This is a genomic window from Nocardia sp. NPDC049935 (assembly GCF_055586645.1).
Map to the genome: position 1 here is coordinate 300,500 of NZ_JBVJHV010000002.1, position 24,756 is coordinate 325,255.

Annotated in this window: 24 protein-coding genes; 10 read left to right on the forward strand and 14 right to left on the reverse strand. The window is 67.1% G+C overall.

Translation table 11 applies throughout. From position 1 onward, the window contains the following. Window positions 1-34: 34 nt before the first annotated feature. The gene (locus ACZ6SF_RS09615) at window positions 35-1,396 is read right to left on the reverse strand and encodes an ABC1 kinase family protein (RefSeq protein WP_466061617.1); all 1,362 of its coding nucleotides are present in this window, start codon (window positions 1,394-1,396) and stop codon (window positions 35-37) included. A 100-nt stretch (window positions 1,397-1,496) separates the two neighbouring features. Between ACZ6SF_RS09615 and ACZ6SF_RS09620 the strand changes: the two genes are divergently transcribed. Further along, window positions 1,497-2,282, forward strand: a complete 786-nt coding sequence (locus tag ACZ6SF_RS09620; RefSeq protein ID WP_466061618.1) for a GntR family transcriptional regulator — start codon at window positions 1,497-1,499, stop codon at window positions 2,280-2,282. A 10-nt stretch (window positions 2,283-2,292) separates the two neighbouring features. Here ACZ6SF_RS09620 and ACZ6SF_RS09625 read toward each other — a convergent pair whose 3' ends face one another. After that, window positions 2,293-3,354 carry an AsnC family transcriptional regulator gene (locus tag ACZ6SF_RS09625; protein WP_466061619.1) on the reverse strand — a complete coding sequence of 354 codons (1,062 nt, stop codon included), beginning with the start codon at window positions 3,352-3,354 and terminating at the stop codon, window positions 2,293-2,295. Between the two features lie 125 nt (window positions 3,355-3,479). On the opposite strand from ACZ6SF_RS09625, the gene ACZ6SF_RS09630 reads away from it, so the two are divergent. After that, window positions 3,480-5,024, forward strand: a complete 1,545-nt coding sequence (locus tag ACZ6SF_RS09630; RefSeq protein WP_466061620.1) for an MFS transporter — start codon at window positions 3,480-3,482, stop codon at window positions 5,022-5,024. A 204-nt stretch (window positions 5,025-5,228) separates the two neighbouring features. On the opposite strand, the gene ACZ6SF_RS09635 is transcribed toward ACZ6SF_RS09630, so the two are convergent. Together ACZ6SF_RS09635 and ACZ6SF_RS09640 are read right to left on the reverse strand one after the other, a co-directional pair. After that, window positions 5,229-6,353, reverse strand: a complete 1,125-nt coding sequence (locus tag ACZ6SF_RS09635; protein ID WP_466061621.1) for an NAD(P)H-dependent flavin oxidoreductase — start codon at window positions 6,351-6,353, stop codon at window positions 5,229-5,231. A gap of 168 nt (window positions 6,354-6,521) precedes the next feature. Beyond that, the gene (locus ACZ6SF_RS09640) at window positions 6,522-7,928 is read right to left on the reverse strand and encodes a hypothetical protein (RefSeq protein ID WP_466061622.1); all 1,407 of its coding nucleotides are present in this window, start codon (window positions 7,926-7,928) and stop codon (window positions 6,522-6,524) included. Window positions 7,929-8,092: 164 nt separating this feature from the next. Here ACZ6SF_RS09640 and rpsF point away from each other — a divergent pair, with 164 nt between their 5' ends. The 5 genes from rpsF (at window position 8,093) to ACZ6SF_RS09665 (ending at window position 13,539) form a co-directional block, all read left to right on the forward strand. Beyond that, window positions 8,093-8,380: a 30S ribosomal protein S6 gene (rpsF, locus tag ACZ6SF_RS09645; protein ID WP_450003120.1), complete on the forward strand. Its 288-nt coding sequence runs from the start codon at window positions 8,093-8,095 to the stop codon at window positions 8,378-8,380. Between the two features lie 95 nt (window positions 8,381-8,475). Further along, window positions 8,476-9,015: a single-stranded DNA-binding protein gene (locus ACZ6SF_RS09650; RefSeq protein ID WP_450003121.1), complete on the forward strand. Its 540-nt coding sequence runs from the start codon at window positions 8,476-8,478 to the stop codon at window positions 9,013-9,015. 55 nt (window positions 9,016-9,070) lie between these two features. Beyond that, complete coding sequence (gene rpsR, locus ACZ6SF_RS09655) at window positions 9,071-9,322, forward strand: 30S ribosomal protein S18 (RefSeq protein WP_039827427.1); 252 nt, start codon at window positions 9,071-9,073, stop codon at window positions 9,320-9,322. Window positions 9,323-9,341: 19 nt separating this feature from the next. Next, window positions 9,342-9,797, forward strand: a complete 456-nt coding sequence (gene rplI / locus ACZ6SF_RS09660; RefSeq protein ID WP_450003124.1) for a 50S ribosomal protein L9 — start codon at window positions 9,342-9,344, stop codon at window positions 9,795-9,797. A 652-nt stretch (window positions 9,798-10,449) separates the two neighbouring features. Then, window positions 10,450-13,539 (forward strand): replicative DNA helicase, encoded by a 3,090-nt coding sequence (locus ACZ6SF_RS09665; protein WP_466061623.1) that lies wholly within the window; start codon window positions 10,450-10,452, stop codon window positions 13,537-13,539. Between the two features lie 209 nt (window positions 13,540-13,748). On the opposite strand, the gene ACZ6SF_RS09670 is transcribed toward ACZ6SF_RS09665, so the two are convergent. Continuing rightward, window positions 13,749-14,393, reverse strand: a complete 645-nt coding sequence (locus tag ACZ6SF_RS09670) for a class I SAM-dependent DNA methyltransferase (RefSeq protein ID WP_466061624.1) — start codon at window positions 14,391-14,393, stop codon at window positions 13,749-13,751. A 446-nt stretch (window positions 14,394-14,839) separates the two neighbouring features. Here ACZ6SF_RS09670 and ACZ6SF_RS09675 point away from each other — a divergent pair, with 446 nt between their 5' ends. From ACZ6SF_RS09675 to ACZ6SF_RS09685, 3 genes are read left to right on the forward strand one after another with little or no spacing between them, the layout of a single operon-like run. Continuing rightward, a complete protein-coding gene (locus tag ACZ6SF_RS09675) occupies window positions 14,840-15,274 on the forward strand; it encodes an SRPBCC domain-containing protein (RefSeq protein WP_466061625.1) in 435 nt (144 codons plus the stop codon). Continuing rightward, window positions 15,261-15,605: an ArsR/SmtB family transcription factor gene (locus tag ACZ6SF_RS09680; RefSeq protein WP_466061626.1), complete on the forward strand. Its 345-nt coding sequence runs from the start codon at window positions 15,261-15,263 to the stop codon at window positions 15,603-15,605. Before ACZ6SF_RS09675 ends, ACZ6SF_RS09680 begins: the two co-directional genes overlap by 14 nt. Before the next feature lie 48 nt (window positions 15,606-15,653). Further along, window positions 15,654-16,004, forward strand: coding sequence for a VOC family protein (locus ACZ6SF_RS09685; protein WP_466061627.1), 351 nt, complete (start codon window positions 15,654-15,656; stop codon window positions 16,002-16,004). A gap of 19 nt (window positions 16,005-16,023) precedes the next feature. Here ACZ6SF_RS09685 and ACZ6SF_RS09690 read toward each other — a convergent pair whose 3' ends face one another. The 9 genes from ACZ6SF_RS09690 to ACZ6SF_RS09730 are packed head-to-tail and all read right to left on the reverse strand — an operon-like array spanning window position 16,024 to window position 24,652. Beyond that, complete coding sequence (locus tag ACZ6SF_RS09690; RefSeq protein WP_466061628.1) at window positions 16,024-16,617, reverse strand: hypothetical protein; 594 nt, start codon at window positions 16,615-16,617, stop codon at window positions 16,024-16,026. Window positions 16,618-16,650: 33 nt separating this feature from the next. After that, on the reverse strand, window positions 16,651-17,607 hold the full coding sequence (locus ACZ6SF_RS09695; protein WP_466061629.1) for an MlaD family protein: 957 nt from the start codon (window positions 17,605-17,607) through the stop codon (window positions 16,651-16,653). Continuing rightward, window positions 17,604-18,659, reverse strand: coding sequence for an MlaD family protein (locus tag ACZ6SF_RS09700; protein WP_466061630.1), 1,056 nt, complete (start codon window positions 18,657-18,659; stop codon window positions 17,604-17,606). The genes ACZ6SF_RS09695 and ACZ6SF_RS09700 overlap by 4 nt, the downstream gene beginning before the upstream one ends. Then, a complete protein-coding gene (locus tag ACZ6SF_RS09705; RefSeq protein ID WP_466061631.1) occupies window positions 18,656-19,765 on the reverse strand; it encodes an MlaD family protein in 1,110 nt (369 codons plus the stop codon). Before ACZ6SF_RS09705 ends, ACZ6SF_RS09700 begins: the two co-directional genes overlap by 4 nt. After that, window positions 19,759-20,763 (reverse strand): MlaD family protein, encoded by a 1,005-nt coding sequence (locus ACZ6SF_RS09710; protein ID WP_466061632.1) that lies wholly within the window; start codon window positions 20,761-20,763, stop codon window positions 19,759-19,761. Before ACZ6SF_RS09710 ends, ACZ6SF_RS09705 begins: the two co-directional genes overlap by 7 nt. Continuing rightward, window positions 20,751-21,746 carry an MlaD family protein gene (locus tag ACZ6SF_RS09715; protein ID WP_466061633.1) on the reverse strand — a complete coding sequence of 332 codons (996 nt, stop codon included), beginning with the start codon at window positions 21,744-21,746 and terminating at the stop codon, window positions 20,751-20,753. Before ACZ6SF_RS09715 ends, ACZ6SF_RS09710 begins: the two co-directional genes overlap by 13 nt. Continuing rightward, entirely contained in the window at window positions 21,746-22,798 is a 1,053-nt protein-coding gene (locus ACZ6SF_RS09720; RefSeq protein WP_466061634.1) for an MlaD family protein, read from the reverse strand. The genes ACZ6SF_RS09715 and ACZ6SF_RS09720 overlap by 1 nt, the downstream gene beginning before the upstream one ends. 4 nt (window positions 22,799-22,802) lie before the next feature. Further along, complete coding sequence (locus ACZ6SF_RS09725; protein ID WP_466061635.1) at window positions 22,803-23,666, reverse strand: ABC transporter permease; 864 nt, start codon at window positions 23,664-23,666, stop codon at window positions 22,803-22,805. Further along, window positions 23,666-24,652: an MlaE family ABC transporter permease gene (locus ACZ6SF_RS09730; protein ID WP_466061636.1), complete on the reverse strand. Its 987-nt coding sequence runs from the start codon at window positions 24,650-24,652 to the stop codon at window positions 23,666-23,668. The genes ACZ6SF_RS09725 and ACZ6SF_RS09730 overlap by 1 nt, the downstream gene beginning before the upstream one ends. Window positions 24,653-24,756: the final 104 nt, after the last annotated feature.

The window sequence follows — 24,756 nt, forward strand, 5'->3', positions numbered from 1 at the left end:
GACGGTGCGGCCGGGAGTGCCCCGGCCGCCGCCGTCAGCGGGCCACCACGCCCTGCCGCATCGCCGTGAACACCTCGGCGAGTTCCGGGACCGCGCGCTCCAGTTCCGCACCGAAATCACATTCGCATTCGAGCTGGCTCAAGGTGCCCACCAGGGTCAGGCCCGCGCGTGCGAAGGGGGTGCAATCCGCGGGCAGTGTCAGCTCGCGCATCACATTCGTCAATCGCGGACTCGTGATGCGCAGAACCTGTTTACGCAGCCACGGTGTCGTGATCCGGAAACGGTCGTGACGCACCGGCTCCCCGCACGCCGACAGCGCCACCTCGAGCGCGCCCGCGTCGAACGGCCGCCCGGGCTGGGCGAATCCATGGGTGCGCACGGCCGTTTCCAGCGCGGCCGGGCCGCCGTTGAAGATCGCGTCGCACAGATCCACGGTCAGATCCGTGAAATCCGGATGCGGCCACGGTGCGCAGGCGCCGAAATCGGCGACCCCCAGCCGGCCGTCGGGGAGCAGCCACAGGTTGCCCGGATGCGGATCGCAGTAGAGCAGCCGGTGCCGGTCCCAGCCGGTCAGCACGAACCGCATCATCAAGGTGCCGAGCCGGTCCCGCTGTTCCCGGGTGCCCGACCGGATGATCCGCGTCGCCGGAATCCCGTCCAGCCATTCCGACACCAGCACATCCCCGCGCTGAACCAGCACCTCCGGAACCCGGAACTCGGCGCTGTCGGCGTAGGTGGCGGCGAAGGCCCGCTGATTGTCGGCCTCGGCGGCGTAGTCCAATTCCGCGCGCACGCTCTCACACAGCGCGTCGGTGATCGTCTTCACATCCGCGCCCGGCAGGAACACCGACGCCAGGGTCGAAATGCGGCGCAACTGCAGCAGATCCGACTCCACCGCCTCCCGGGCTCCGGGATACATCACCTTCACCGCGACCGGACGCCCGTCGTGCCAGACGCCGCGATGCACCTGGCCGATCGACGCCGCCGCCGCGCGCCGATCGTCGAACTCACGGAAGAGGTCGCGCCAGCCCTGCCCCAGACTCGCCGCCATCACCCCGTGCACGGACGCGGGCAGCATCACCGGCGCCGAATCCTGCAGGCGCGACAGCGCCACCTGATACGGGGCGGCGAGTTCCCTGGGCAGCGCCAGCTGATAGACGGCCAGCAACTGCCCGAGTTTGGCCGCGCAGCCCTTCAATTCGCCCAGTACCGCGAACATATGCTCGGCGGTGCGGGTCTGGATATCGCGGTTCACCTCCTGCGCGGAGCGGCCGAGCGCCCGCCGTCCCGCGCCCGCGGCCTGCCGGCCGGCATAGGCGACCGGCAGCGCCACGAGTTTGGCGCTGCGCAGCGCGCGGCGCACCGGCGGCGCACCCGGATCCCGTCGACTGCTCATCCCTCATCCCCAGAAAGCGTTTTGCCTGTTCTCCTGTGCAGTCTGGCATATTTGCGCATAGACTGTCTGGGACGTATCAGATGCCGAGAAAGGTGTATCCATGGGGTCCCGTACGGTGGTCGCCGACGTCGCCGACGAACTGGCACGGCGGGTCGCCGCGGGGGAATACCAGCCGGGTGAACTGATGCCCTCGGTTCGCCAGGTCGCCGAAGAGTTCGAGATGAATCGCGCCACCGCGCAGCTCACCCTCGGCCGGCTGGAATCCTACGGATTCGTCGAAGCGCGCCGCGGTAAGGGTTTCACCATCCGCGAGGTCCGCGCCGCCGGCGGTCTGGACGTCTACCGGCACCTGTTCCGGTTCTCCATCCCGATGCCCGACGTCGCGATCGAGATGTTCCGCGATATCGTCGAGGTGGAGCGCGGAATCGTCATGGACGCGCTGCTCGCCTACACCGGTACGGCCCACGGATCCCCGGGCGGTGTCGACCTCACCGAACTCAAGGCCGAGATCGACACCCTGGAAACCCTGGCCCGCCTCGACGTCCCCGATCACCGCCGCATCCTCGCCATCGAGATCGGCGTGGTCCGCCGCCTGCTCGTGCTACTCGAATCGAGTATGCAGCGCGCCATCCTGAACTCCATCGGCGAAATGGTCCTCGAGGTCCCGGAAGCCGTAGAGGCGTATTTCGCCGGCGCCGCCGACCTCCACGTCCTGGTCTGGCGCGCCCTGATCGCGGTCTGGGAATCCTCCTCCGGCCCCACCACCGCGCAACTGGCCCTCTTCGAGGACCTCTTCGGCCTCTACCACAACAAGGTCATAGCCCGCTTCGAGGAAATCCTCGGCGCCACGGCCCCCGCCGAAGAAATCCACGCCGCCACCGCCTAGCTGCCGAGCGTCACGAAGTCGCCGAAGGCCGGCGCCGCCCGCTGGAGGCAGTCGGCGGCGCGAGGCGATCGCCGATCACCTGCGCGCCCGCGTATTTGATGCGGCGGGTCAGCGGCACCAGCTCGTATCCGGTGATCCCCGGCATCGCGGCCAGCGCGGTGGTGACGAAGCCGTACACCTCGTCGAGCCCGTTCGTCACCAGACTGGCGGTGATATTGGCGCGCCCGGTCACCGCCGCCGCGAACGGCACGTTCGGGTGCGCGGCCAGGGCCGCGCCGACCTCTTCCAGATGGCGGGGAGTGACGGTGAGCCACACCGTGGTCATCGAATGCAGACCGGTTGCCGCCGGTGAGATATCCACATCGAAGTAGGCGACGCCCGCGTGCACCAGCGCCTCGACGCGACGAGTGATCCGGCCCGGTGTGCTGCCGAACGCCCGCGCCAGGGTCGCGTACGGTGTCCGGCCGTCGCGGGACAGCGCGTCCAACAGCATCCGGTCTCCGGCGGTGAGATCCACCGGTTCGGCCGATGTGGGGTGTTCGCCGACAGCGTGACCCCGCAGCGCTTGTATCTGTCCCTGGTTCAACGCATGCGCCCAGTCCGACCAGTCCGTCGACGCCCCGCCCACGAAGGTATGCAATATCGCCGCCGGTGACACTCCGAGTACCGGGGCTGCCTTCGGCAACAGTTTCGTGAGCAGCTCTTCGGTGTCGGCCTCCCGGACCGCCCGGAGATTGAACGCGACCTCCCACCCCCCGGAACAGACCGACACCCAGGCGACGTCGTCGCGGCGCCCCAGCGCTTCGGCGATCGCGTCGGAGCCCTCGGGACGGCACTGCACCCTGATCGACCAGACCCGTACTCCTAAGGCCCGGGGGTCCAGGCTCAGCGTCACCCGGAGCAGCCCCTCTCGCCGCAGGCGGCGGTAGCGCCTGGCCACCGTCTGCTCGGTGACATCCAAGATCTCGGCCATCACGCTGAAGGGCACTCGCGGCGACAGTTGGATGGCATGAGCGATCTGTTCATCCAGCCGATCCAGGGGAGTGGATCTGTCCATACCAGTGTCGGGCACAACCGGAATTCTATGGCGAACCGCGCTACAGAGGACTTCGTCCAGCGTTGCCTCGCACACTGGCCGGCGGAACACGGCGGCCGCAGGGCTGTCGGGTGCAATCCGGAAAGAAAGGCATCACCACTGTGGACAGGAAATGGTGGACACTCGCCGTGGTCTGCGCGGCCACCTTCATGCTGCTGCTGGACGTCACCATCGTCGTCGTCGCGTTACCCGATATCCAGCTCTCGCTCGGTGCGAGCTTCTCGGGACTGCAGTGGGTCACCGACGCCTATGCGCTCGCGTTGGCGTCACTGCTGTTGACCGCCGGATCGCTGGCCGACCGGTTCGGCCGAAAACGGGCCTTCGCCGTCGGCCTGGTGGTGTTCACACTCGGATCATTGCTGTGCGGCCTGGCCACCGGACCGGCTGTGCTGGTCTGGTCGCGGGCCGTTCAGGGAGCCGGTGGCGCGATTCTGTTCGCCACCTCGCTGGCCCTGCTCGCGGCGACCTACCACGGCCGGGACCGCGGAACGGCGTTCGGTGCCTGGGGCGCCGTCACGGGTATCGCTACCGCCGTCGGCCCGATTCTCGGAGGCGTGATCACCACGTCGCTCGGCTGGCGCGGCATCTTCCTGGTCAATCTCCCGATCGGGCTGCTGGCGCTGTTGATCACCGTCCGCGCGGTCTCGGAATCGCGAGCCCCCCACAGCCGGCGGATCGACCGGAGTGGCGTCGCCACCTTCACAATCGGACTGCTCGCGCTCGTCTACGGCTTCATCGAGGCGGGTGACCGCGGCTGGCACGATCCGGTCGTCCTCGGATCGTTCGCGCTGGCCGTGGTCATGCTCATCGCCTTCGTGGTGGTCGAGGCGATGGTGGCCGAGCCGATGTTCGAACTGTCGCTGTTGCGGACGCCGACCTTCCTCGGCGGTTCCGTCGCCGCGTTCGCGATGAACGGCTCACTGTTCGCCATGCTGCTCTATTTGGTGCTGTATCTCCAGCAGGATCAGGGTTTTTCGGCATTGCAGACCGGCGTCCGGCTGCTGCTGGTGTCCGGGTGCACCATGATCGTCGCCACCATTTCCGGGCGGTTGTCCGACCGGGTGCCGGTGCGCGCACTCATCGGGCCCGGCCTGCTGCTGGTGGGCGGGGGACTGTTCCTGATGAGCGGATCGAGCTCGGATTCGTCCTGGACGCACCTGATTCCCGGGATGGTGATCGCCGGAATCGGCAGCGGTCTGGTCAACCCTCCGCTGGCGTCGACCGCCGTCGGCGTAGTTCCCGTCCAACGCTCCGGAATGGCCTCCGGCGCCAACAACACCTGCCGGCAGGTCGGTATCGCGGTGGGCATCGCCGTGTACGGCAGCCTGTTCACGGCCCGGCTGCACTCCGCTCTCGCCGAGGCCCTCATCGATCGACCGGATCTCGCCGTCCGACCGCGTGAACTCGCCGAAGCCGTACCCGACGGCCGCGCACCGGAGTTGCTGTCACAGCTGTCGCCGGCCGACCGCATCCGCACCGGCCAGGCGATTCACACCGCATTCGCCGACGCTCTCGACTCACTGCTCGTCGTCGGCGGTCTCGTCGCCCTCGCCGGAGCGCTCTGCGCCGTCATCCTCATCCGCAGCCGGGATTTCGTCCCCACAACCCCAGAAACAGCCACCCGCGATCCCCAGCCGACCCCCTGACCCACCCGGCACCGATAGATGGCCGACCCCCAGTCACCCTCCCCACAAAACCACCCCACTCCCACCCCGACCCCCCAGTGAGATCCCGGTTCGGCCCGCGTCGGCTGTCAGTGCTCGAAGCGCACGTGGCGAAGCCACAAGTCTCGAGCGCTGACAGCCGACGCCCAGGAGGGCCGAACCTCGAGCGGCGGAGCCGCTCTAAAATTACTGCCCGTTCAGCTTGTTCAGACGCTCGCAGGCGGCGACGTACTCCTCGATGAGCCGGTTGACGACATCGCCGGACCGCTCCATCTTGTTCATCATCCCGACCACCTGGCCCACCGGGTTGAAGTTGACGTCCTTGGCCGCTTCCGGGTACCGGTGGCCGCGCTTCACACCGTCCAGCGCCACCATCATCTGCAGCGGCATGGGCAGCGGGTCGGGCGTATCCGCCGATTCCCAGGCGTCGGTCCAGTCGTTGCGCAGCATGCGGGCCGGTTTACCGGTCCAGGCGCGGGAGCGGATGGTGTCGTGGCTGGTGGCGTCGATGTAGGTGCTCATCTGCGCGGGCGGCACATTGGCCTCTTCCACGGTGAGCCAGATGGAGCCGGTCCACGCGCCCGCGGCGCCCATCGCCATCGCGGCGGCGACCTGGCGGCCGTCGCCGATACCACCCGCGGCCAGCACCGGGAGGTCGCCGACCGCGTCGATGACCTGCGGCCACAGCACCAGGGAGGAGACCTCGCCGCAGTGGCCGCCGCCTTCGGTGCCCTGGCAGACCACGAAGTCCAGGCCGGCGTTCTTGTGGTTCAGGGCGTGTTTGACCGAGCCGCAGAGCGCGCCGATGAGCCGGCCGGATTCCTGGATCTTCGAGACGAACTCCGGCGGCGGGGTGCCCAGCGCGTTGGCGACCAGTTTCGCCTTCGGGTGCTTCAGGATGACGTCGACCTGCGGGCCGGCCGTGGTGGCCGTCCAGCCCAGCAGCTGCGGGTGGACTTCCTCTTCGGGCAGCTTCGGTACCCCGTGGTCGGCGAGGATTTTCTCGGCGAACTCGCGGTGGCCTTCGGGGACGTGCTTGGCGAGCTCGGCCTCGAGCTGTTCGGGGGAGAGCCCGTCGATGCCCTTGCCCTCGTACTTGGAGGGGATGACAAGGTCGACACCGTAGGGGTTGTCGCCCACGTGTTCGTCGAGCCAGGCGAGTTCGACCTCGAGCTGTTCGGCGGTGAAGCCGACCGCGCCGAGGACGCCGAGTCCGCCGGCGTTGCTGACCGCGGCCGCCACATCGCGGCAGTGGGTGAAGGCGAAGATGGGGAACTCGATCCCCAGCCGGTCGCAGATATCGGTACGCATGGCGGTGCTGGTCTCCCTATGCCTGGAACAAGTTACATAATTGCCGCGCGGCGGCTGATCCGGCCGCTGTCACCCCTCGTGCTCGAATATGCCGCTTACCGCTGGTAGGGGCAGGCGGCCCATGCGAACCCGACAGGTGCCATACCTTGAATGTAACACGTTCTAGTTTTATTGGAACCGATTCACCGGCGTGGCCGCCGCGTCCGCGCCGGCCGGTTCGCCCGTCCCCGGGGTGGGATCGCGTGCCGGCGGCAGCCGCAGCGGCACCTTCAGGAACACCGAGAACAGCAGTATCAACAGCGTCGCCCGCCCCCACACCCCGAAGCGCACCACGGCCTCCATGAGTTCGACCGAATGCCCGGTACCCATCGAGTAGAAGTAACGGAAAACGCCCACCCCGATCGCGATATCGGCGACCAGATAGCTCCACACCACCGGCCACGGCACGGCGAGCACGGCCAGGAACGGCACCAGCCACAGCGTGTACTGCGGCGAGTGCACCTTGTGGAAAACGAGGAAACCGCACAGCATGGCGCCGCTGACCCCGATCCAGGGAAAGATGCCGGATTCCGTATAGCGCCGCCATCCCACCACCAGCGCGACGGCGAACGACGCGACGATCAATACCGGTGAGGCGATCGAGACGGTATCGGCGAACGCGTCGGTACCCACCGCGTCGGTGCCGAACAGCGGCCGCAGACCCCAGAACCAGATCGAGTTCGTGGTGATATCGGCTTCGCGCTGTTGCTGGAACTCGATGGAGGCCCGCCACCCGTCGAACCCGGCCAGCGCGAACGGCAGGTTCACCGCCACCACGGTGGCCAGTGCGGCGGCGCCGGTGTAGAGCGCGCCCCTGGTATCCGGAGCCCGGTGGCGGCCGGGACTGTTGCGCTCGTCGCCGCCGGTCAGTACGTAGAGCATGAGCGGAAGCACGAATATCGCCGGATAGATCTTGAAACAGAATCCGAGGGCGAGCAGCACCGCGGCGATCATCCCGCGGGTGCGCAGCGGAAACCGCGTCAGCGTGACCAACGCGAAGGCCGCCACGGTCGTGCACACCACCGGCAGTTCCCAGTTGTGGAAGGCGTAGAGCACCAGCGGCGGGCCCACCGCCCACAGGAGCGCCGCGCGGCCCGACAGCAGGGCCAGCAACCAGGCCGTCAGCAGCGCGAACGGAGCCAGCAGCAAAGCCGAATGCAGGAGGAATACGGCATCGTTGTCCGCGCCCAGGGCTCCCAGCCACATCAGCAGACCACTCAGCACCGGGTACTCGACGGCGCCACCCGTGAGCGAGCCGTCGGCGGTGATGCCGCCGTGGACGTAGGGAAAAATATGCTGATCGATATCGCGGCCCAGCCACAGGAACTGGATATCGGAGTAGCAGACCCGGGCGTCCTTGAAGTAGTCGAACGCGACACTGCGGCCATCGGCGCGAAACGGCGCGCCCGCACAGCGCGCCTTGTTGAGAAAGGCCACCGCCAGGGTTATCCCGCACAGCAGTACGGTGCCGATCGCCGCCGTCCGCCGGGAAACGCGACCGATCGTGAACGCGCGCGAGGCGGCTCCGATCGTCATACGGCCCACCCTAGTGGCCGCCGTCCGCGCCGGGTGAACGCCGTGGTGGAGATCGATTTCGCCGGGAACCACCCGCTCGGGTACTCTTGCCCGGTTGCTGACGCGACGACCTCCTGCCACGGACCGTCCGTGGCCGACACCAGACCACAGGAGGTGATTGGTTCGTGCGTCATTACGAAGTGATGGTCATCCTCGATCCGAGCATGGACGAGCGCACCGTCGGGCCGTCCCTGGACACCATGCTCAACGTTGTGAAGACCGAGGGCGGGAAAATCGACAAGGTCGATATCTGGGGCCGCAAGCGCCTCGCCTACGAGATCAGCAAGCAGGCCGAAGGCATCTACGCGGTCGTCGATCTGACCGCCGAGCCCGCCACGGTGAGCGAACTCGACCGCCAGCTGGGTCTCAACGAGCAGGTGCTGCGCACCAAGGTTCTGCGCAACGAGAAGTAGTTCCGGCGGTACCGCGGTTTCGTCGGAGTCTGTCTCTAGGCTCTAGCGCAACAAGCGAGTGCAATCGGACTGCACACCGAGCAGGAGGAACCCCCATGGCAGCAGGCGATACGGTCATCACGGTCATCGGTAATCTGACGGCCGACCCCGAGCTCCGATTCACGCCCGCGGGCGCGGCGGTAGCGAACTTCACCGTGGCCTCCACGCCGCGGATCTTCGACCGTAATACCAATGAATGGAAAGACGGCGAAGCGCTGTTCCTGCGCTGCAATATCTGGCGCGACGCGGCGGAGAATGTCGCCGAGAGCCTGACCAGGGGTGCCCGGGTGATCGTGAGCGGGCGGCTCAAGCAGCGCTCCTTCGAAACCCGTGAGGGCGAGAAGCGCACCGTCGTCGAGCTCGAGGTCGACGAGGTCGGCCCCTCGCTGCGGTACGCCACGGCCAAGGTCAACAAGACCAGCCGGGGTGGCGGCGGTGGCGGATTCGGTTCCAACAGCGGTGGTGGAAACTTCAACGCCGGAAACAGCGGCGGCGGACGGTCCGAACAGGGCGCAGCGGAAGACCCGTGGGGTAGCGCGCCCGCGGCCGGCTCCTTCGGGGGCGGCGGCCGGATGGATGATGAACCGCCGTTCTGATACGGCCCGCACAGGCCCGCTACGACGGGTCACCAAGAATACGGAGTGAACGAAAATGGCCAAGGCACCGGCGCGCGAAAAGGTGCTCAAGAAGAAGGCTTGCGCATTCTGCAAGGAAGCCAAGTCCGGAATCGTCGATATCGACTACAAGGATGTGCCGCTGCTGCGCAAGTACGTCAGTGAGCGTGGCAAGATCCGCGCTCGCCGGGTCACCGGCAACTGCGTGCAGCATCAGCGTGATATCGCCATCGCGGTGAAGAACTCGCGTGAGATGGCGCTGCTGCCCTACGTTTCGACGGCTCGCTGAGAAAGGTCTGGTCAAGCATATGAAGCTCATCCTGACTGCCGATGTGGACAACCTCGGCGCTCCCGGCGACACCGTTGAGGTCAAGGACGGCTACGGCCGCAACTTCCTGCTGCCCCGTGGGCTGGCCATCGTGGCCACCCGCGGTGCGCAGAAGCAGGTCGAAGGTATCCGCCGGGCCCAGGAGGCCCGCCGGGTGCGCGATCTGGGCCACGCCAACGAACTCAAGCAGGCTATCGAGGGCCTCGAGGGAGTTTCCCTGTCGGTGAAGACCGCCGGCACCGGCAAGCTCTTCGGCTCGGTCACCCAGTCCGATATCGCCACGGCGATCAAATCGGCCGGGGGCCCGGTTCTCGACAAGCGCAGCATCGAGCTGCCGAAGGCGCATATCAAGGCCACCGGTAAGCACCAGGTCACCGTGCACCTGCATCCGGATGTCGCCGCGAAGCTCGCCCTGGAGGTCGTGGCCGCCGGCTGACGCCGGTCGCGACACACCCGACACCGGGGGCCACATCAGTGGTCCCCGGCATGGTGTGTTGCGCCACTTTTCCAATAACCGGCTATTAGCTGGATCTCTCGTGGGGGCGGGTGCCCGCAGAAACGCCGCCGGCACTCGATTCGGTCGCATCCGCGTTATCCACAAGATGTGGATCCTGTGGATCAATCACAAAACCGACCGGGCGTAATGTGACCCAGCTCATATCTGTTCGCCTGTCCGTTAACTCAACACGCCCGGATGTTCAACACTGTCGACACGCCGATACATTGTTTATCCACACTGTGTTGATCGCAAAGATCCCGGTCTAGCTGCGATTTTTGAGCGCCTGACCTCTGTTTTCCCCAGGCTCTCCACAAGTTGTGCACAACCAGAGGTGAACTATCCACAGGTTATCCACAGCTCTATCCCCAGCCATGTTTGGCATGTGGATAGAACCTCGCTTAGGTTCATCGCAGCACCATCGGCGACACCTGGTCGCGGTATGGCGGAACGGCTTACTCGGGGTGATAGCTGGGTTGTCTGACCACAGGTCAGCGACGCACCCGGCGTATCGGTGAACCTGTCGGACCCTCGAGGTAGACCATGTCTCCAGGGGTGCGTCCGGTCGTGAAGGAGAGGACGGTCGAGTCGGATGGCAGTCGTCGATGACCGTGGGCACACGGATTTCCCACCCGAGCCGCCCGGTGAGGATTTCGGGCGCCAGCCACCGCACGATATGGCCGCCGAACAATCGGTTCTCGGCGGCATGCTGCTCAGCAAGGACGCCATCGCCGATGTGGTGGAGGTGCTGCGTTCGGGCGATTTCTACCGCCCCGCCCATCAGGCCGTCTACGACGCCATCCTGGACCTGTATGGTCGCGGCGAACCGGCCGACCCCGTCACCGTGGCCGCCGGCCTGGACCGCAGCGGCGAACTGAAACGCATCGGCGGCGCCCCGTATCTGGTCACCCTCACCCAGACGGTCCCCACGGCCGCGAACGCCGGGTACTACGCCGAAATCGTTGCCGAGAAGGCCATCCTGCGACGCCTCGTCGAAGCGGGCACCCGCATCGTCCAGTACGGCTACGCCGGCGCCGACGGCCAGGATGTCGCAGAGGTGGTCGACCGGGCCCAGGCCGAGGTCTACGAGGTCACCGAACGCCGCACCTCCGAGGACTTCCTCCCACTCGAAGAACTACTGCAGCCGACGATGGACGAGATCGACTCCATCGCCTCCCGCGGCGGCATCTCCCTCGGCGTCCCCACCGGTTTCTCCGAACTGGACGAGATCACCAACGGCCTGCACCCGGGTCAGATGATCATCGTCGCGGCCCGGCCCGGTGTCGGGAAGGCGTTGGCAGTGGATACGCCCCTGCCCACTCCGACGGGTTGGACGACCATGGGAGAGGTCCGGGTCGGCGACGAGCTCCTCGACTTACACGGCGGTCCTACTACCGTTGTGGCGGCAACCGAGGTCATGCGGGACCGTCTGTGCTACGAGGTCGAGTTCAGCGACGGCGCCGTCATCGTCGCCGACGAGCAACACCAGTGGGCAACGGTAGGCGAGGGACCAAAGCATATCGTCTACACGACCGGGCACATCGCTCATACGCTGAGATCTGCCGACGGTGGATCGAGTCACTCGGTCCCCGCGACGCGGGGGGCGGGTGTGCGCCGGATCGTGGATGTCCGCAAGATCGATCCGGTCCCGGTCCGTTGCGTGGAGGTCGGTAGTACCGACCACCTCTACCTGGCCGGTCGGTCGATGGTCCCCACCCACAATTCGACGCTCGGCATGGATTTCATGCGAAGCTGCTCGATTCGCAACGGCCTGGCGAGCGTGATCTTCTCGCTGGAAATGAGCCGGACCGAGATCGTCATGCGCCTGCTGTCGGCGGAGGCGAAGATCAAGCTCGGGGATATGCGATCAGGGCGGATGAGCGACGACGATTGGACCAAGCTCGCGCGCCGGATGAGTGAGATCAGTGAGGCGCCGCTGTTCGTGGACGATTCCCCGAACCTCACGATGATGGAGATCCGGGCCAAGGCGCGGCGTTTGAAGCAGCGGCACGATCTCAAATTGGTTGTCGTGGACTACCTGCAGCTGATGACCTCCGGCAAGAAAGTCGAATCACGGCAGCAGGAAGTGTCGGAGTTCTCCCGGCATTTGAAGTTGCTCGCGAAAGAGCTAGAAGTCCCCGTCGTGGCGATCAGTCAGCTCAACCGTGGTCCGGAGCAGCGAACCGATAAGCGTCCACAGGTCTCCGACCTCCGTGAATCGGGTTGTCTTCCGGCAACGGCCCGGATTCTGCGAGCGGACAACGGCGCCGAAGTGACTCTGGGTGAATTGCTGGACAGTGGTGAGCAGCCGCTGGTCTGGTCCCTCGACGAACGTATGCGGATGGTCGCGCGACCGATGGTGAAGGTGTTCTCGAGCGGCCGTAAGGAGGTCTTCCGGGTTCGGCTGGCCTCCGGGCGGGTGGTCGAGGCGACCGGCAATCATCCCTTCTTGACCGTTGACGGCTGGGTACCGTTGGAACGGTTATCCACTGATGACCGAGTCGCGGTACCCCGCAGTGTGCCGGAACCGGCGCATACCGAGCGCATGCTCGATGACGAAATCGTGATGCTGGCTCATATGATCGGTGACGGGTCCTGTATCCGTCGGCAGCCCATCCGGTACGCGAGCACCGACGAGGAAAACCTCACAGCCGTCACCGAGGCCGCACAGCATTTCGGTATCACCGCTGTTCGGGACGAGTACGAAGCGGCGCGGGTGACAACTCTCCGCTTGCCCGCGCCATATCGCCTCGCTCGCGGTAAGCGGAATCCAATTGCCGCGTGGTTGGACGACCTCGGCCTATTCGGGCTGCGCAGCCATGAAAAATTCATACCCCACAAGGTTTTCGCACTGCCCACAGACCAGGTCGCGCTTTTCATCCGCCATCTGTGGGCAACCGATGGTTCGGTTCGGTGGGATGCCACCGGTAATCAGGCGCGTATCTACTACGCATCCACGAGCCGTCGGCTGATCGACGATCTCGAACAGCTGTTGTTGCGCCTGGGTGTACACGGCCGGATCAAAACGATCCGAAAAGCGGGATACCGCGACTGCTGGCACCTCACAGTCGATGGTGCGGAGAACCAGACGACATTCCTGCGGGATATCGGGGCACACGGATCCAGGGGCGTCGCGGGCCGCGCTGCTCTCGAACAGCTGGGGCCGCTGACGCGGAATGTGAACGTGGATACGGTACCCAAGGAGGTCTGGACCAAGGTTCGTACTCTCCTCGCCGCGAAGGAGATCACGCATCGTCAGTTCGCAACAGCGATGAACTCCAGGTTCTGTGGCTCCACGATGTGGAAGCACTCCCCGAGTCGGGCCCGGCTGGCCCGGGTGGCGGAAGTGCTCGCGGACGCCGAGATCGAGATGCTTGCGACCAATGATGTCTTCTGGGACCGGATCGTCGAAGTGAGCAGTCTCGGGGAACAAGATGTCTACGACGGCACTGTTCCAGGTACGCACAGCTTCGTAGCCAACGGCGTGGCTCTGCACAACAGTCTGGAACAGGACGCGGATATGGTGATCCTGCTGCACCGCCCCGATGCCTTCGAACGTGACGATCCGCGCGGCGGTGAGGCGGACCTGATCCTCGGCAAGCACCGTAACGGTCCGACGGCGACGATCACCGTCGCCCACCAGCTGCACCTCTCCCGTTTCGTCGATATGGCTCGCGGCTGATTCGGGTCCCGTCGTCTGCGGCGATGAGGTAGTCGAAGGCTCGGTAGCCGCGGGTGTCGGCGTCGACGAAGCTGGTGTGTAGCACCGCGGTCCGGCCTGCGTGCAGGTCCTCGCCATCGAACACCTGGGCCGCAGCGACCGCGATCAACTGCGGACCGCCGAGATCGTTGTCCTCCGGATCCGACTGGCGAGCCCAACATATGCAGAAGTCAGGACTTACTGCGTGCGAAAAGAATCGCTTGCTGAGCTTCCGCGTCCGGGTCGAGCAGCATTTGAGCCTCGACGACGAATCCGGCATCGCGCAGCCAGGATGCCACCTGGTCAGGCTGACGGCGGTGGACATGGACATTCATCGGGTGACCGCCATAGCCGTCGGTCTTCACCCGTGACTCGTCGCCGACGTGAAACAGGAGTTGCAGCGATCCGCCGGGACGCAATGCTCGGTGGAAGTGCCCGAACACGGTCGGCACCTCGTCGTCGGGGATGTGGATCAACGACTGCCAGGCGAGCAGGCCGGCTACCGAAGCGACGGGGAGGTTCAGGTCCGTCATCGAGCCCACCTCGAACCGCAGGCCGGGGTGGTCGCGCCGGGCTACCTCGATCATCCCGGGGGAGAGGTCGACACCGAAGGCGTCGACGCCGAGCTCATGCAGGTGGGCGGTGACTTCGCCGGGGCCGCAGCCGACGTCCGCGACCGGCCCGCCGCCGGCGACCCGCACGCTGTCGGCGAACAACGCCAGAGCCGCGCGAAGGTACTGGTGTCCGGCGAGGGCGCCGCGCACTTGGTCGGCATAGCTGACCGCGACCGTGTCATAAGAGGTTCGGGTGTCGGCCAACCAGTCACTCGTGGTCATGACCGGCACGATATTCCATGTTGACGACCTCGTGGACGGCCGACGCAGAGAGAACGATCATTCGAGGCGCGGTGAGCGCGCCGCCCACCGCGCTCGGCGGCCGCCGACCAACTCGTCCAGTCCGCCCGCGACCGCACCGCCGCCACGGAACAGGCCCGGTGCGTGGAGGTCGCGGCCACCATCCTCGAACGTGCCCTCGACGCCGACGAGGTGATCGCGCTCTACGACCTGGCGCCCCTGCCCAAAGAGAGCCTGACCGCACAGAGCAGCGTCCTACCGCCAGAGGTGCTGGAGCAGGTCCGCGTCGGACTCCGCGCACGATTCAACCCCTTCAGGCGTCGTGCGCCAGCATCACGATTTCTGAGACCTGCAGGTCCCGGCTTGTTGCAACCGGTTGGTTGCGCTAAATTATAGCAACTAGATGGTTGCTATATCCGGAGGTCGCCATGCCCCTTCCCGATCGCATCGAACGTGATCTCGAACTGCACCACCCACCCGAAACGGTATGGAACGCCTTGACCACACCGGAGGGCCTCGGGAGCTGGTTCGGTTCCCGGGCCGATATCGAAGACCTGCGCCCAGGCGGCGTCGTGCGGGTGTGGTGGGGAGACGACGGGCCGCACACTCTGCTGGTCCAGATCGTCGAGCCGCCGCGAAGATTCGTCTTCACCTGGGCGATCGAGGGGCTGCCGGCGGATGATCCGCGCCGGACGCGCGTGGAATTCTCGCTGGAGCGGATTCCGGCCGGCACCCGGCTCACGGTTGTCGAAACAGGTTTCGCGCAGTTGCCCGACCACCTGGCCGGCGCGTACGAAGGCAATGTCGAGGGGTGGGCCACAGAGCTGGCCGAACTGGTCGAGTACCTCGATGTCGCGGCCTGACGCTCCCGATACCGAGGTCGTCGCCCAGGCGGTGTTCACCGCCCTCGCGGATCCGACGCGCCGCGCGCTGCTCGCCGAACTCGCCGCGCACGGCCCGGCGACCGCGACCGATCTGGCCGACCGGCTGCCCATCTCGCGGCAGGCGATCACCAAACATCTGGGCCTGCTGGCCGAGGCCGGACTGGTCCGAGCCGAACCCGGAGAACGGCGCCGGATCCGGTACCACCTGCAGACCCGGCCCATGGCCGTGGCCCAGTCGTTTCTCGCCGCCCTCGCGCACAACTGGGACGCCCGCCTGAGCGCGCTGCGGGACCACCTCGAGCAGACATAGGAGAACGGACCTGTGACCCCCACCTTCCGCGGCGGACACAATATCGCCATGAAACTTCCCAAGGCCCAGTTCGACCGGACCGTCGCCTTCTACCGTGACGTCCTGGGCATGGAAGTCACCGATGACAGCGGCGAGGGCCTCGCCGAGGGCGTGATCCAGAGCGCCGCTGTGCGGTTCGGACCGGTCACACTGTGGCTCGACCGGGTCGACAATTACGCGCGTGCCGATCTCTGGCTGGAACTGTTCACCGACGACGTCGATCGCGCGACCGAGCATCTGGCGGCCCACGGTATCCCCGTGCAGGACGAGCTGGAACCCTTCCCGTCCGGCCTCGACGCCCACTGGGTCAGCAACCCGGTGGGTGTCCCGCATATCGTCCGGCTGCCAGGCGACGGCTGAGATCGCCGGCCGGGTGCGGTCACTTCGCCGGGATCGCGTTCTGTAGCCCGCCCACCTCGGTGATCTGCCAGCCGGAGTTACGGTCGATGGTCAGCGAGTAGGTGACGGTGGTGGCCGCGCCGTCGGGGTTCTGCACGCTGGTGGAGTTGACGGTCAGGTAGGCGTTGACCTTGAAGATTCCCCCGGATTCGGAGGTTACGTCCGCCGAGAGCGGGGTGGCCGTCGAGGTCCATTGCAGGGGGAGCAGGATCTGTTCCAGTTGCGGCGCGGTGGCGTCGAACTTGGCCGCGAGCGGTGGCGCGGTACCGGCCTTCAGACGGGTGAGCCAGCCTTTGACGTCGCGATAGTCGATATCGGATGCGCCGAGCGCGTAGTCGGAGGCGATCTTCTCGGCGTGCTGCTGGTCGGCCGCGCGGGTTTCGGAGTCGGAGATGGTGGTGCGGGCCGAGGTGTAGAGGATCGCAAGGGTCACGGTCGCCACCAGCAGGGCTGTCAGCGTGAGGGCCGTCAGCGCGGTGGAGAGGCGTATCGATACCGTGCGCGGCCGGTCTGCCGCCGGGGTGGGCTGATCGGTACCGGCCTCGGGGTTCTTCTGTTCCGTTGCGGTGCTCATGTGTCCGTCCTTTCCGGAAACGGGAGCCGGGTGCTATTTCGCGCCGATGCGGAAGCGCAGGGTGCCGTCGGTGCCGACGCTGTCGAGTGCCTGGTCGAGCAGGGCGCCGATATCGAGGGTGGGAGCGCGCTGCACGGCCTCGGTGACGACGGGTTGCAGCATCGGGCCCAGCGGGGCCAGGCCGGGACCGATCTTGCGCAGCAGCGCCTCCACCTCCACGAGGAAGGGCAGCACGCCGTCGCCGGTGAAGTAGTCCGCGGGCGGGCGGGCCTCGACGAGCTTGGAGCCGTTCTCCACGATGGCGCTCAAGGTGACGCCGAACTCGCCGAACAGCGGCCCCGCCTGGGCCAGCGAGGGACCCATCCAGTCGATATCACCGCCGAGCGCTTGCAGATCGTCGAACAACTGCCGAAGCGACGCCGATCTGCTGAGCAGGGTGGCGGCCAGCAGGGAGGTGGAGCGCTGCAGGCTCTGCATGGCGACATCGGTGCCGTCGAGCGCGCGGTCGAAGGTGCCGACCAGCCCGGCCATCACCTCCGGATGGATCTGGTCGAGCAGTTCGACCAGCCGGGCGGACAGCGCGGTGATCGAGGCCGGCATCCGGACGCGGGTCGCCGGGATGTCCTGTCCGTCTTCGAGGTAGGGCCCGGTATCGCCGTCCGGGGCGAATCCGACATAGGGTTCGCCGAGTGCGGACAGTTGTTCGATGTGGATATCGCCGGCGGCCGGGATCCGGTAGCGGTCGTCGATCGCGAGCCGCACGAACACACCGGCGGCTTCCTTGCGTACGGATTCGGTGCGCCCGACCTGGATTCCGTGCAGGAGCACCGGTGCTCCGGGACCGAGACCACCGGAGCTGTCCAGGTGCAGGCCGACGGTGATGTGGTCGCGGCGCGGGTCCAGATCGAGGACACCGATCCCCATATAGGCGACGCCGAAAACCAGCACCGCGGCGATGGCGGACAGCGAAGTGATCGAGCGGATGTTCATCGGACCGCGCCGATCATGCGCAAGGTGTCGATGATGCGGGCGGTCTGCTCGTCCGGTGACAGTGGCGACGGGGCGACCGTCACTTGGGAGAGATTCACTTTCGGGCCGTGTTCGGCGAACGGAATGACCCGGGTGTGCAACAGATCCACCAGTTTCTTCAGGTTGGAGGGGGAGGTGGTGTCCAGCGGCGCCGCCCCGAACAGGACCGGCACCACTGCGCGCACGGTCGACTCCAGCGAGGCCAGCAGCGGGCCCAGCCACTGGGTGGCGGGGCCGACGGGGCCGAGTGAGGTGAGTACGAAGATGACCCCGATCTGGGCGTTCATCGCGTCGGTGGTCTGTTGCACGCCGTAGGGCGTGAGTAGTTCCTCGAGCACCGGGCCGTTGTCGATCACACCCTGCTGGACAACGGATTCGAGCCCGTCGAGCACATGGTCGACGGAACCGGTGTGCGCGGCGAGGTCGGTGAGGTCGGCGCCGACGGTATCGGCGAGTCGGGCGGTATCGCGCGGGTCCTCCGGGAGGACGCCGTTCATGGTGCGCACCAGGTCCTGGATATCGTTGACCGCACCGCTGCCCACGAATACCGACAGCGACGCGAGGATATCTTCGATCAGGGGCGGCTGGGTGGTGTCGGCCAGCGGCATCGTCGCGCCGGGCCCGAGCCGGTCCGGGCCCGGATTCTGCGGTTCGGTGAGCGCGATGTGCACATCACCCAGCGGTGTCTCCTGGCGCAGTTCGGCTTTCGTGCCGATCGGCAGGCGCACCGAGTTCTGCACGGAGATATCGGCGATCACGAATCCAGGGCGTCCACCGGCGACTCCCGCGTCGACCACGGTGACTCCGTCGAGCCGGCCCACCCGGACGCCGTCGGCGATCACCTTGGCGCCCTGGGGCAGGTTCAGCACATTGGCGAATTCGATGCGCAGCGGGTAGGTCGGGCCCTCGACTCCGGCGCCGGGAACGGGGATCTCCGCGGGCCGGAAGGAACAGCCGGCCAACAGCAGCGACAGGAGGCCGGCCAACAGGACCCGGGCGGACAGCGACCTCATCGTGCGCTCACCGCCGCCAGCAGCAGGGAGGGTAGCGGCATCCGGACCGCGCCCGACGCCGACACCGGGCACGGTTGCCCGGTGATCGCCTGCAGCCCGGCGCAGATCCGGGCGGTATCGGGTGCGGGCAGCGCGACCGCCGGTGGCGCGTAACCGATCACGGTCTGCCCGGTGGCCGGGTCGGCCGACCGGGCGAAGCCGGCGGCGAGCGCCGGGGTCATCTCGATGAGCCCGGCGAGTGAGCCGACACCGGCGGCGAGCAGTCCGGGCAGGTCCGGAATCGAATCCAGGGCGCGCACCGCGGGGGTGCCGAATGTTCGTATCACGTCGTTGAGCTGCGGAAGGACGGAGGCGAGGTCGTCGACGAGCTGGATGATCGGCGGGAAGGCGATGGTCACGATGTCGTTGAAGGTCTGCGGTAGTTCGGTGACCACCGCTTCCACAGTGGACCAGCCGTTACGGGCGCGGTGGACGAGTGCGGTCAGGGCGTCGATCAGTTTGCCGATGTGATCGACGGCGGCGTGGGGCGAATCGAGCGCGCGGGCCAAGTCGTTGATGAGAGTGTTGAGTTGCTCGCCGGTTCCGGCCGTGGCGTCGTTCAGCGCGCCGAGGCCGGCGCCGACCGCGCCCCGCTGTGCGGGATCGTCCGCGCTGTTGAGCTGGTCGGCAAGTCCCGCGAGCGCGTCGAAGGTCCGCGAGAGGCTCTGCGGGGTGAGGGTCCTGGTGATGCATTCGGCGGAGTCGCGGCCGGGGCCGGCCGGTTCGTCGCCGACCAGTGCGAGTTTGCGGTCGGCGAGGACGGTGTCGTTCACGGTCACCGCGCCCACATCGGGTGGGAGTTTGCGGTCCGCGCGGACCGCGAATCGCACCCGCGCCGCACCGGCGTGGGGTTCGATGCCGGTCACCTCGCCGACCCGCACGCCCAGCACCGTGACGGCGCTGCCTTCGTAGAGCCCGATGCTGTCGGGCATATCGGCACAGTAGGCGCGGGTCTCGGGGGACGGTTGGACCAGGGTGAATCCCACCACGGCCAGCAGTACGAGGGTGAGCAGAACCGCGGCCGACATGAGACCACGAGAACCGAGTACGCGGGTGAGCATCAGCATCCGGCTCCTCGTACGGGTACGCATACACCGGACCGGTCCACCGTGATCCCGCCCTCGGGCGGGACCAGCGGGAGCAGCCGCTGGCCCAGTGCGTGCAGGGAGTCGAGCAGGGTGCCCATACGGCCGCCGAGTTCTCCGAGTTTCGGGATCAGGTCGGCGAGTGGTCGGGACTGTTCGGCCCAGGTCTCGTCCCATTTCCGTCCCAGCGGGGACAGACCGTGCAGCACCGCGGTGACATCGTTGAGTGCCTGGGCGATCTGGGTCTTGTAGTTGCGCACGATCGATTCGAGCGTCCCCAGGTTGTTCAGCAACTGCACCAGCACATCGGAACTCCCGTTCAGGGCGCCCAGGTATTCGTCGGCGACGGCGAGGGCACGCGAGATATCGGAGTTCTGGCGGTCCATGATCCCCACCAGATCGCCGGTCGCCCGGATCGCGGACCGGAAGGCCTCGGGGCTGTCGCCGGCCGAGCTCGCCAGCGTCGCCAGATTCTGGCGCAGCAGCCCGCCGTCGATTTCCCGGACCGGCGCGATGGCGGCCTCGAACACTTCGGTCAGGTTGTAGGGCAGTTCGACGCGTTCGCGCGGGATCACCTGGGTGCCGAGTGGGTCCGTACCGGCGGGTTCGAGTGCGAGATAGTAACCGCCGACCACCGTGAGCATCCGGACGCTGAGCGAGGTGCCGTCCCCGACGAAAACGTCGTCGTCCACGGTGAACGTCATGCGCACCCGGTCCGCCAGCAGATCCAGCGATGCCACCTCGCCGACCGGGATTCCGGCGAGGCGTACGTCGTCGCCCTGCCGGATCGACCCGGCCTGGGCGATATCGGCGCTGTAGGTGTGGGCGGAGTCGGTGCCCCGCACGTAGACGACCCCGATACCGGCCGCCAGCAGTACCGTCAGGCAGAGTCCGGTGATACCCCAGCGCAGGTCACCGGTTCGATCATCGGGTGCGCGGGTGGCGGGTTCGCGTCGCGGCCGTCGTTTCAGGAATTGCACAGCACCACCCCCTGGCCGGCGATGAGTACCTGGAGCGGTGCCGGTGCTTCGGCCGCGCCGCGTGAGCAGGCCTCGGCCCCGGTGGCCGGTACCGCGGCCGCGATGGATTGGATCAGCCCGGGCAGCCGGTCGAAGACTTCGGTTGCCGTGGCGGGGTCGGGGAAGGCCGCGCGCAGGGCGGCGTCGAGGTCGCGGCCGGGTTCACCGGAGATACCGAGGATCTCCAGGATATTGCGGATGGGCTGGATCACCGGCGGGATGGCCAGCGAGAACTCGACCAGCCCGGGCAGTTTGTCGCCGATGGCGGTGAACAGGTTGGTGAGGTTGGTCAGCATCTGCACGGCGTTTCCCGATTTGCCGCCGAGCGTGGTCGCCATCCGCGACAGATTGCCGACCAGCGTCGACAGCACCGCTTGACGGTCGGTGGCGTAGCGGCTCAGCCGGTCGATGGCGTCGAGTGCGGGCCCGATACCGGCGCCGTTGCCCTCGAGGACGGCCAGCATGCTCTCGGTGAACTGGTTGAGCTCACCCGGTGAGAGCTGGGCGAGTACGGGTTGCAGCCCGTTGAACAGCGCGGTGACATCGAATGCGGGTGTGGTCTGTGAGGTCTCGAAGACCGAGGACGGGTCGCGCTGCGCCTCGGGACGTTCGGGTTGCGCGATATCCAGATACCGGAACCCGGTGAGGTTCTGATACCGGATGGCGACCGTGCTGTTGGTGAACACCGGATGCCCGGTCTGCACGGTGAAACGGGCCCGCGCCAGCACGCCGTCCAATCCGAGTTCGGCCACCTTGCCGACCTGCACGCCGTAGATCCGCACATCGTCGCCGACGCGTAACCCGTTGGCATCGGTGAACAGCGCGGTGTAGGTCTCGGTGTCACCGTCGACCGGTCGCTGGACCAGCTGGAACACCCCGGCCAAGGCGAGTGCCATCACCACCGTCGCCACGGCCACACGCGCGAACAACGCACGGGTCGTCATCACCGGCCCTCCTTCGGTGCGGGAAGTATCGACGACAGCGGTCCGGCCAGGCCGGGGACGAGATCGAATTGCACCTCGGCGTCGAGGACCGGCCCGGACGGGGTGTCGCGGAACGCGCGCGCGAGCCGGTCCAGCAGTTCGGTCAGTTGTGTTCCGGAGCGGGCCGGATCGCCCACGGCGCGGGGGATCTGATCCAGGATCGTGGTGGCGACCGGGAGCAGCCCGGCGAAATGCGGGCGCGCGGTGGTGAAGGTCTGGGTGACCACGGGCAGCAGCTGGTTCTGGATACCGCCGAACATCTCTTTGAACCGGGCCAGGTTGTCCGGGTCGCGGAAGTACTGGTTGGTGTAGGCGGCCTCCAGTACGTCCAGCCCACCGGTGATCATGGGCGGCAACCCCGCCAGCGCCGAACCGTACTGGTCGAGCAGGAAGGACGGGGCGAGTTGCCGGGTCTCGACGTAGGCCCGGGTCGTCGCGCCGATCGCCTGCAGCAGCGGCGTGAAGGCGCCGACATCGCGGGACAGGGTGCTGAGCAGTTCCGCCAGGTCGGGGGTGAGCACCGAATCGGTCAGCAGGCCGGTGGATTTCAGCAGCGCCGCGAGGGTGGCGTCGCGGACCCGGACGGCTTCCGGGCCGGTCAGGTCCACCGTCGCTCCGTCGATCAGGGAGTTGCCGCCCGATTGTGAACGCAGTTGCAGCGCGGTGATGCCGAAGAGGTTGTCGGGGGCGTAGTCGACAGCGAGGGCGTCGCTGAGGCCGAACAGCTGCGACCGGTTCAGCGTCAGCTCGATGGTTTTGCGTCCCGGGCCGGTGGTGCTGATCGAGTGCACCGATCCGACCTTCACACCGTCGAGCCTGACCTCGGTACCGGATTCCACCCCGGCGCCGACGCTGCTGGTCACCAGCCCGATGCGGATCTCATCGGCCGCGCGTTCTTCCGGGGCCATCCGCCAGGCCAGCAGGAGCACCGCGGTGAGCGCGACCGCGCACAGCCCGAGGACACGGGCCCGGCGGGGTCCGACTTCGGTGCCGGGAAGGGCATAGGCAGGCATCACATCACCCGGTGAACGAGATCGGAGACTGGAAGCCCCACAGCGCGATGGTGGCGAACATGTCCAGGGCGATGATCGAGACCAGGCTGGCCCGGATGGCGCGGCCGGAACCGACGCCGACCCCCTCGGGCCCGCCGGTGGCGAAATATCCCTGGAAGCTGTGGATCAGCACGACGGCCACCGCGAAGATCATCACTTTGATCGTGGCGGCGACAACGTCCCAGCTCAGGACGAATTGGTCGAAGTAGTGGTCGTAGGTACCCGACGGGGTGCCGTGGATCTGGGTGACGATGATCTCGCAGGACAGATAGCTCAGGATCAGCGCGACCACGAAGGCCGGTGCCACCGCGACGATTCCGGCGATCACCCGGGTGGTCACCACGAAGGGCACCGATCGGATGCCGAGGGATTCCAGCGCGTCGATCTCCTCGGAGATCCGCATCGACCCGATCTCGGCGGTCATCCGGCATCCGGCCTGCGCGGCGAACCCGACCCCGGCCGCGATCGGCGCCAGTTCCCGGGTGATGCCGAATGCCGAGATGAGGCCGCTGAGCTGGCCCAGCGACAGCAGATCGAGCGCGCTGTAGGCCTCGATCCCGATGGACGCGCCCATGGACGCGCCGAGTAGCAGCATCAGGGGCACCACACCGCCGCCGATGATCACCGAGCCGCGGCCCCAGGTCATATCGGTGATCACCGCGACGGTCTGGCGGCGGTAGTGCAGCAGGGTGTAGGGGATCGAGGACAGCACCTGCCAGCCGAAGCCGATCGCGAAGCCGATCGCGTCGATCGGGCCCAGGGGCCGCACCCGGCGCGCGACCCGGCTCAGCCGTTTCAGCCCCGGCGGGACATAGGGCGCGGCGGCCATCACGCCATCCTGACCGGGATGAACATGGTGACGATCTGGGTGATCACCGTATTGAGCACCGCCACCGCCGCCACCGACATCACCACGGCGGCGTTGACACCGTCGGCGACGCCGCGCGGCCCGCCCTTGGCCTCCAGTCCGCGCTGGCAGGCGACGATCACCACCAGGAACCCGAAGATCATCGCCTTCACCAGCGACACCCAGATATCGACAGTGGTCGTGAAGGATCCGAAGGACTCCCAGTAGCTGCCCGGCGTCACATCGAGCGCCACCACCGCGACCAGGAACCCGGCCGCGATACCCACGACGATGATCAGGATATTGAGCAGCGGCGCCACCACCATCATGGCGGCGATCCGGGGTACGACCAGCCGCTGGATCGGATCCACGCCCATGACGCGCATGGCATCGACTTCTTCGCGGATGGTCCGGGCCCCCAGGTCCGCGGCGATGGCCGCCGCGCCCGCGCCGCCCAGCAGCATGGCCGCGGCCATCGGCGCGCCCTGCTTGATCACGCCCATTCCACCGGCCGCGCCGATCATGGTGTCGGCACCGAGCTGGGAGACGATATTGCCGACCTGAGCCGAGAGAATGACCCCGAACGGGATGGCCATCAGGACCGCCGGTACGGCGGTGACCGTGATCAGGAACCACGCCTGCGCCAAACTCTCCCGCACCTGGAAACGCAGCCCCACCGCGTCCCGCGTGCCGATCCGGACCGCGTAGACACCGATGCGGAGGGCGCGGCCGAAGGTGGCCAGGCCGGCGAGGACCGTGCCGGAGAAATTTCGGCGCAGCGTGGCGCCCGGTCCGATTTTCTCGGCGCCGTCGCCGGTTGCCGCCTCGGCTGCGACCTCTGCCTCCGCGAGATTCGGTCCGACCTGTGCGCGGCTGATCTCCGCTGCGCCTCCGCCTGCTGCCGGAGGGCTGTCCGCACCCTGCATACTCGCCTTCACCTGGTTCAGTGCCGGCCCAACCTCGTGCACAGCAATCCGAACAGCAGGTTGGACATCTGTCCGGACGGTACTACACCCAGATGTCCGGCGCTGGAATTTCGGGATAAGGAATATCCGGCGCGCGGTGTTCGGCG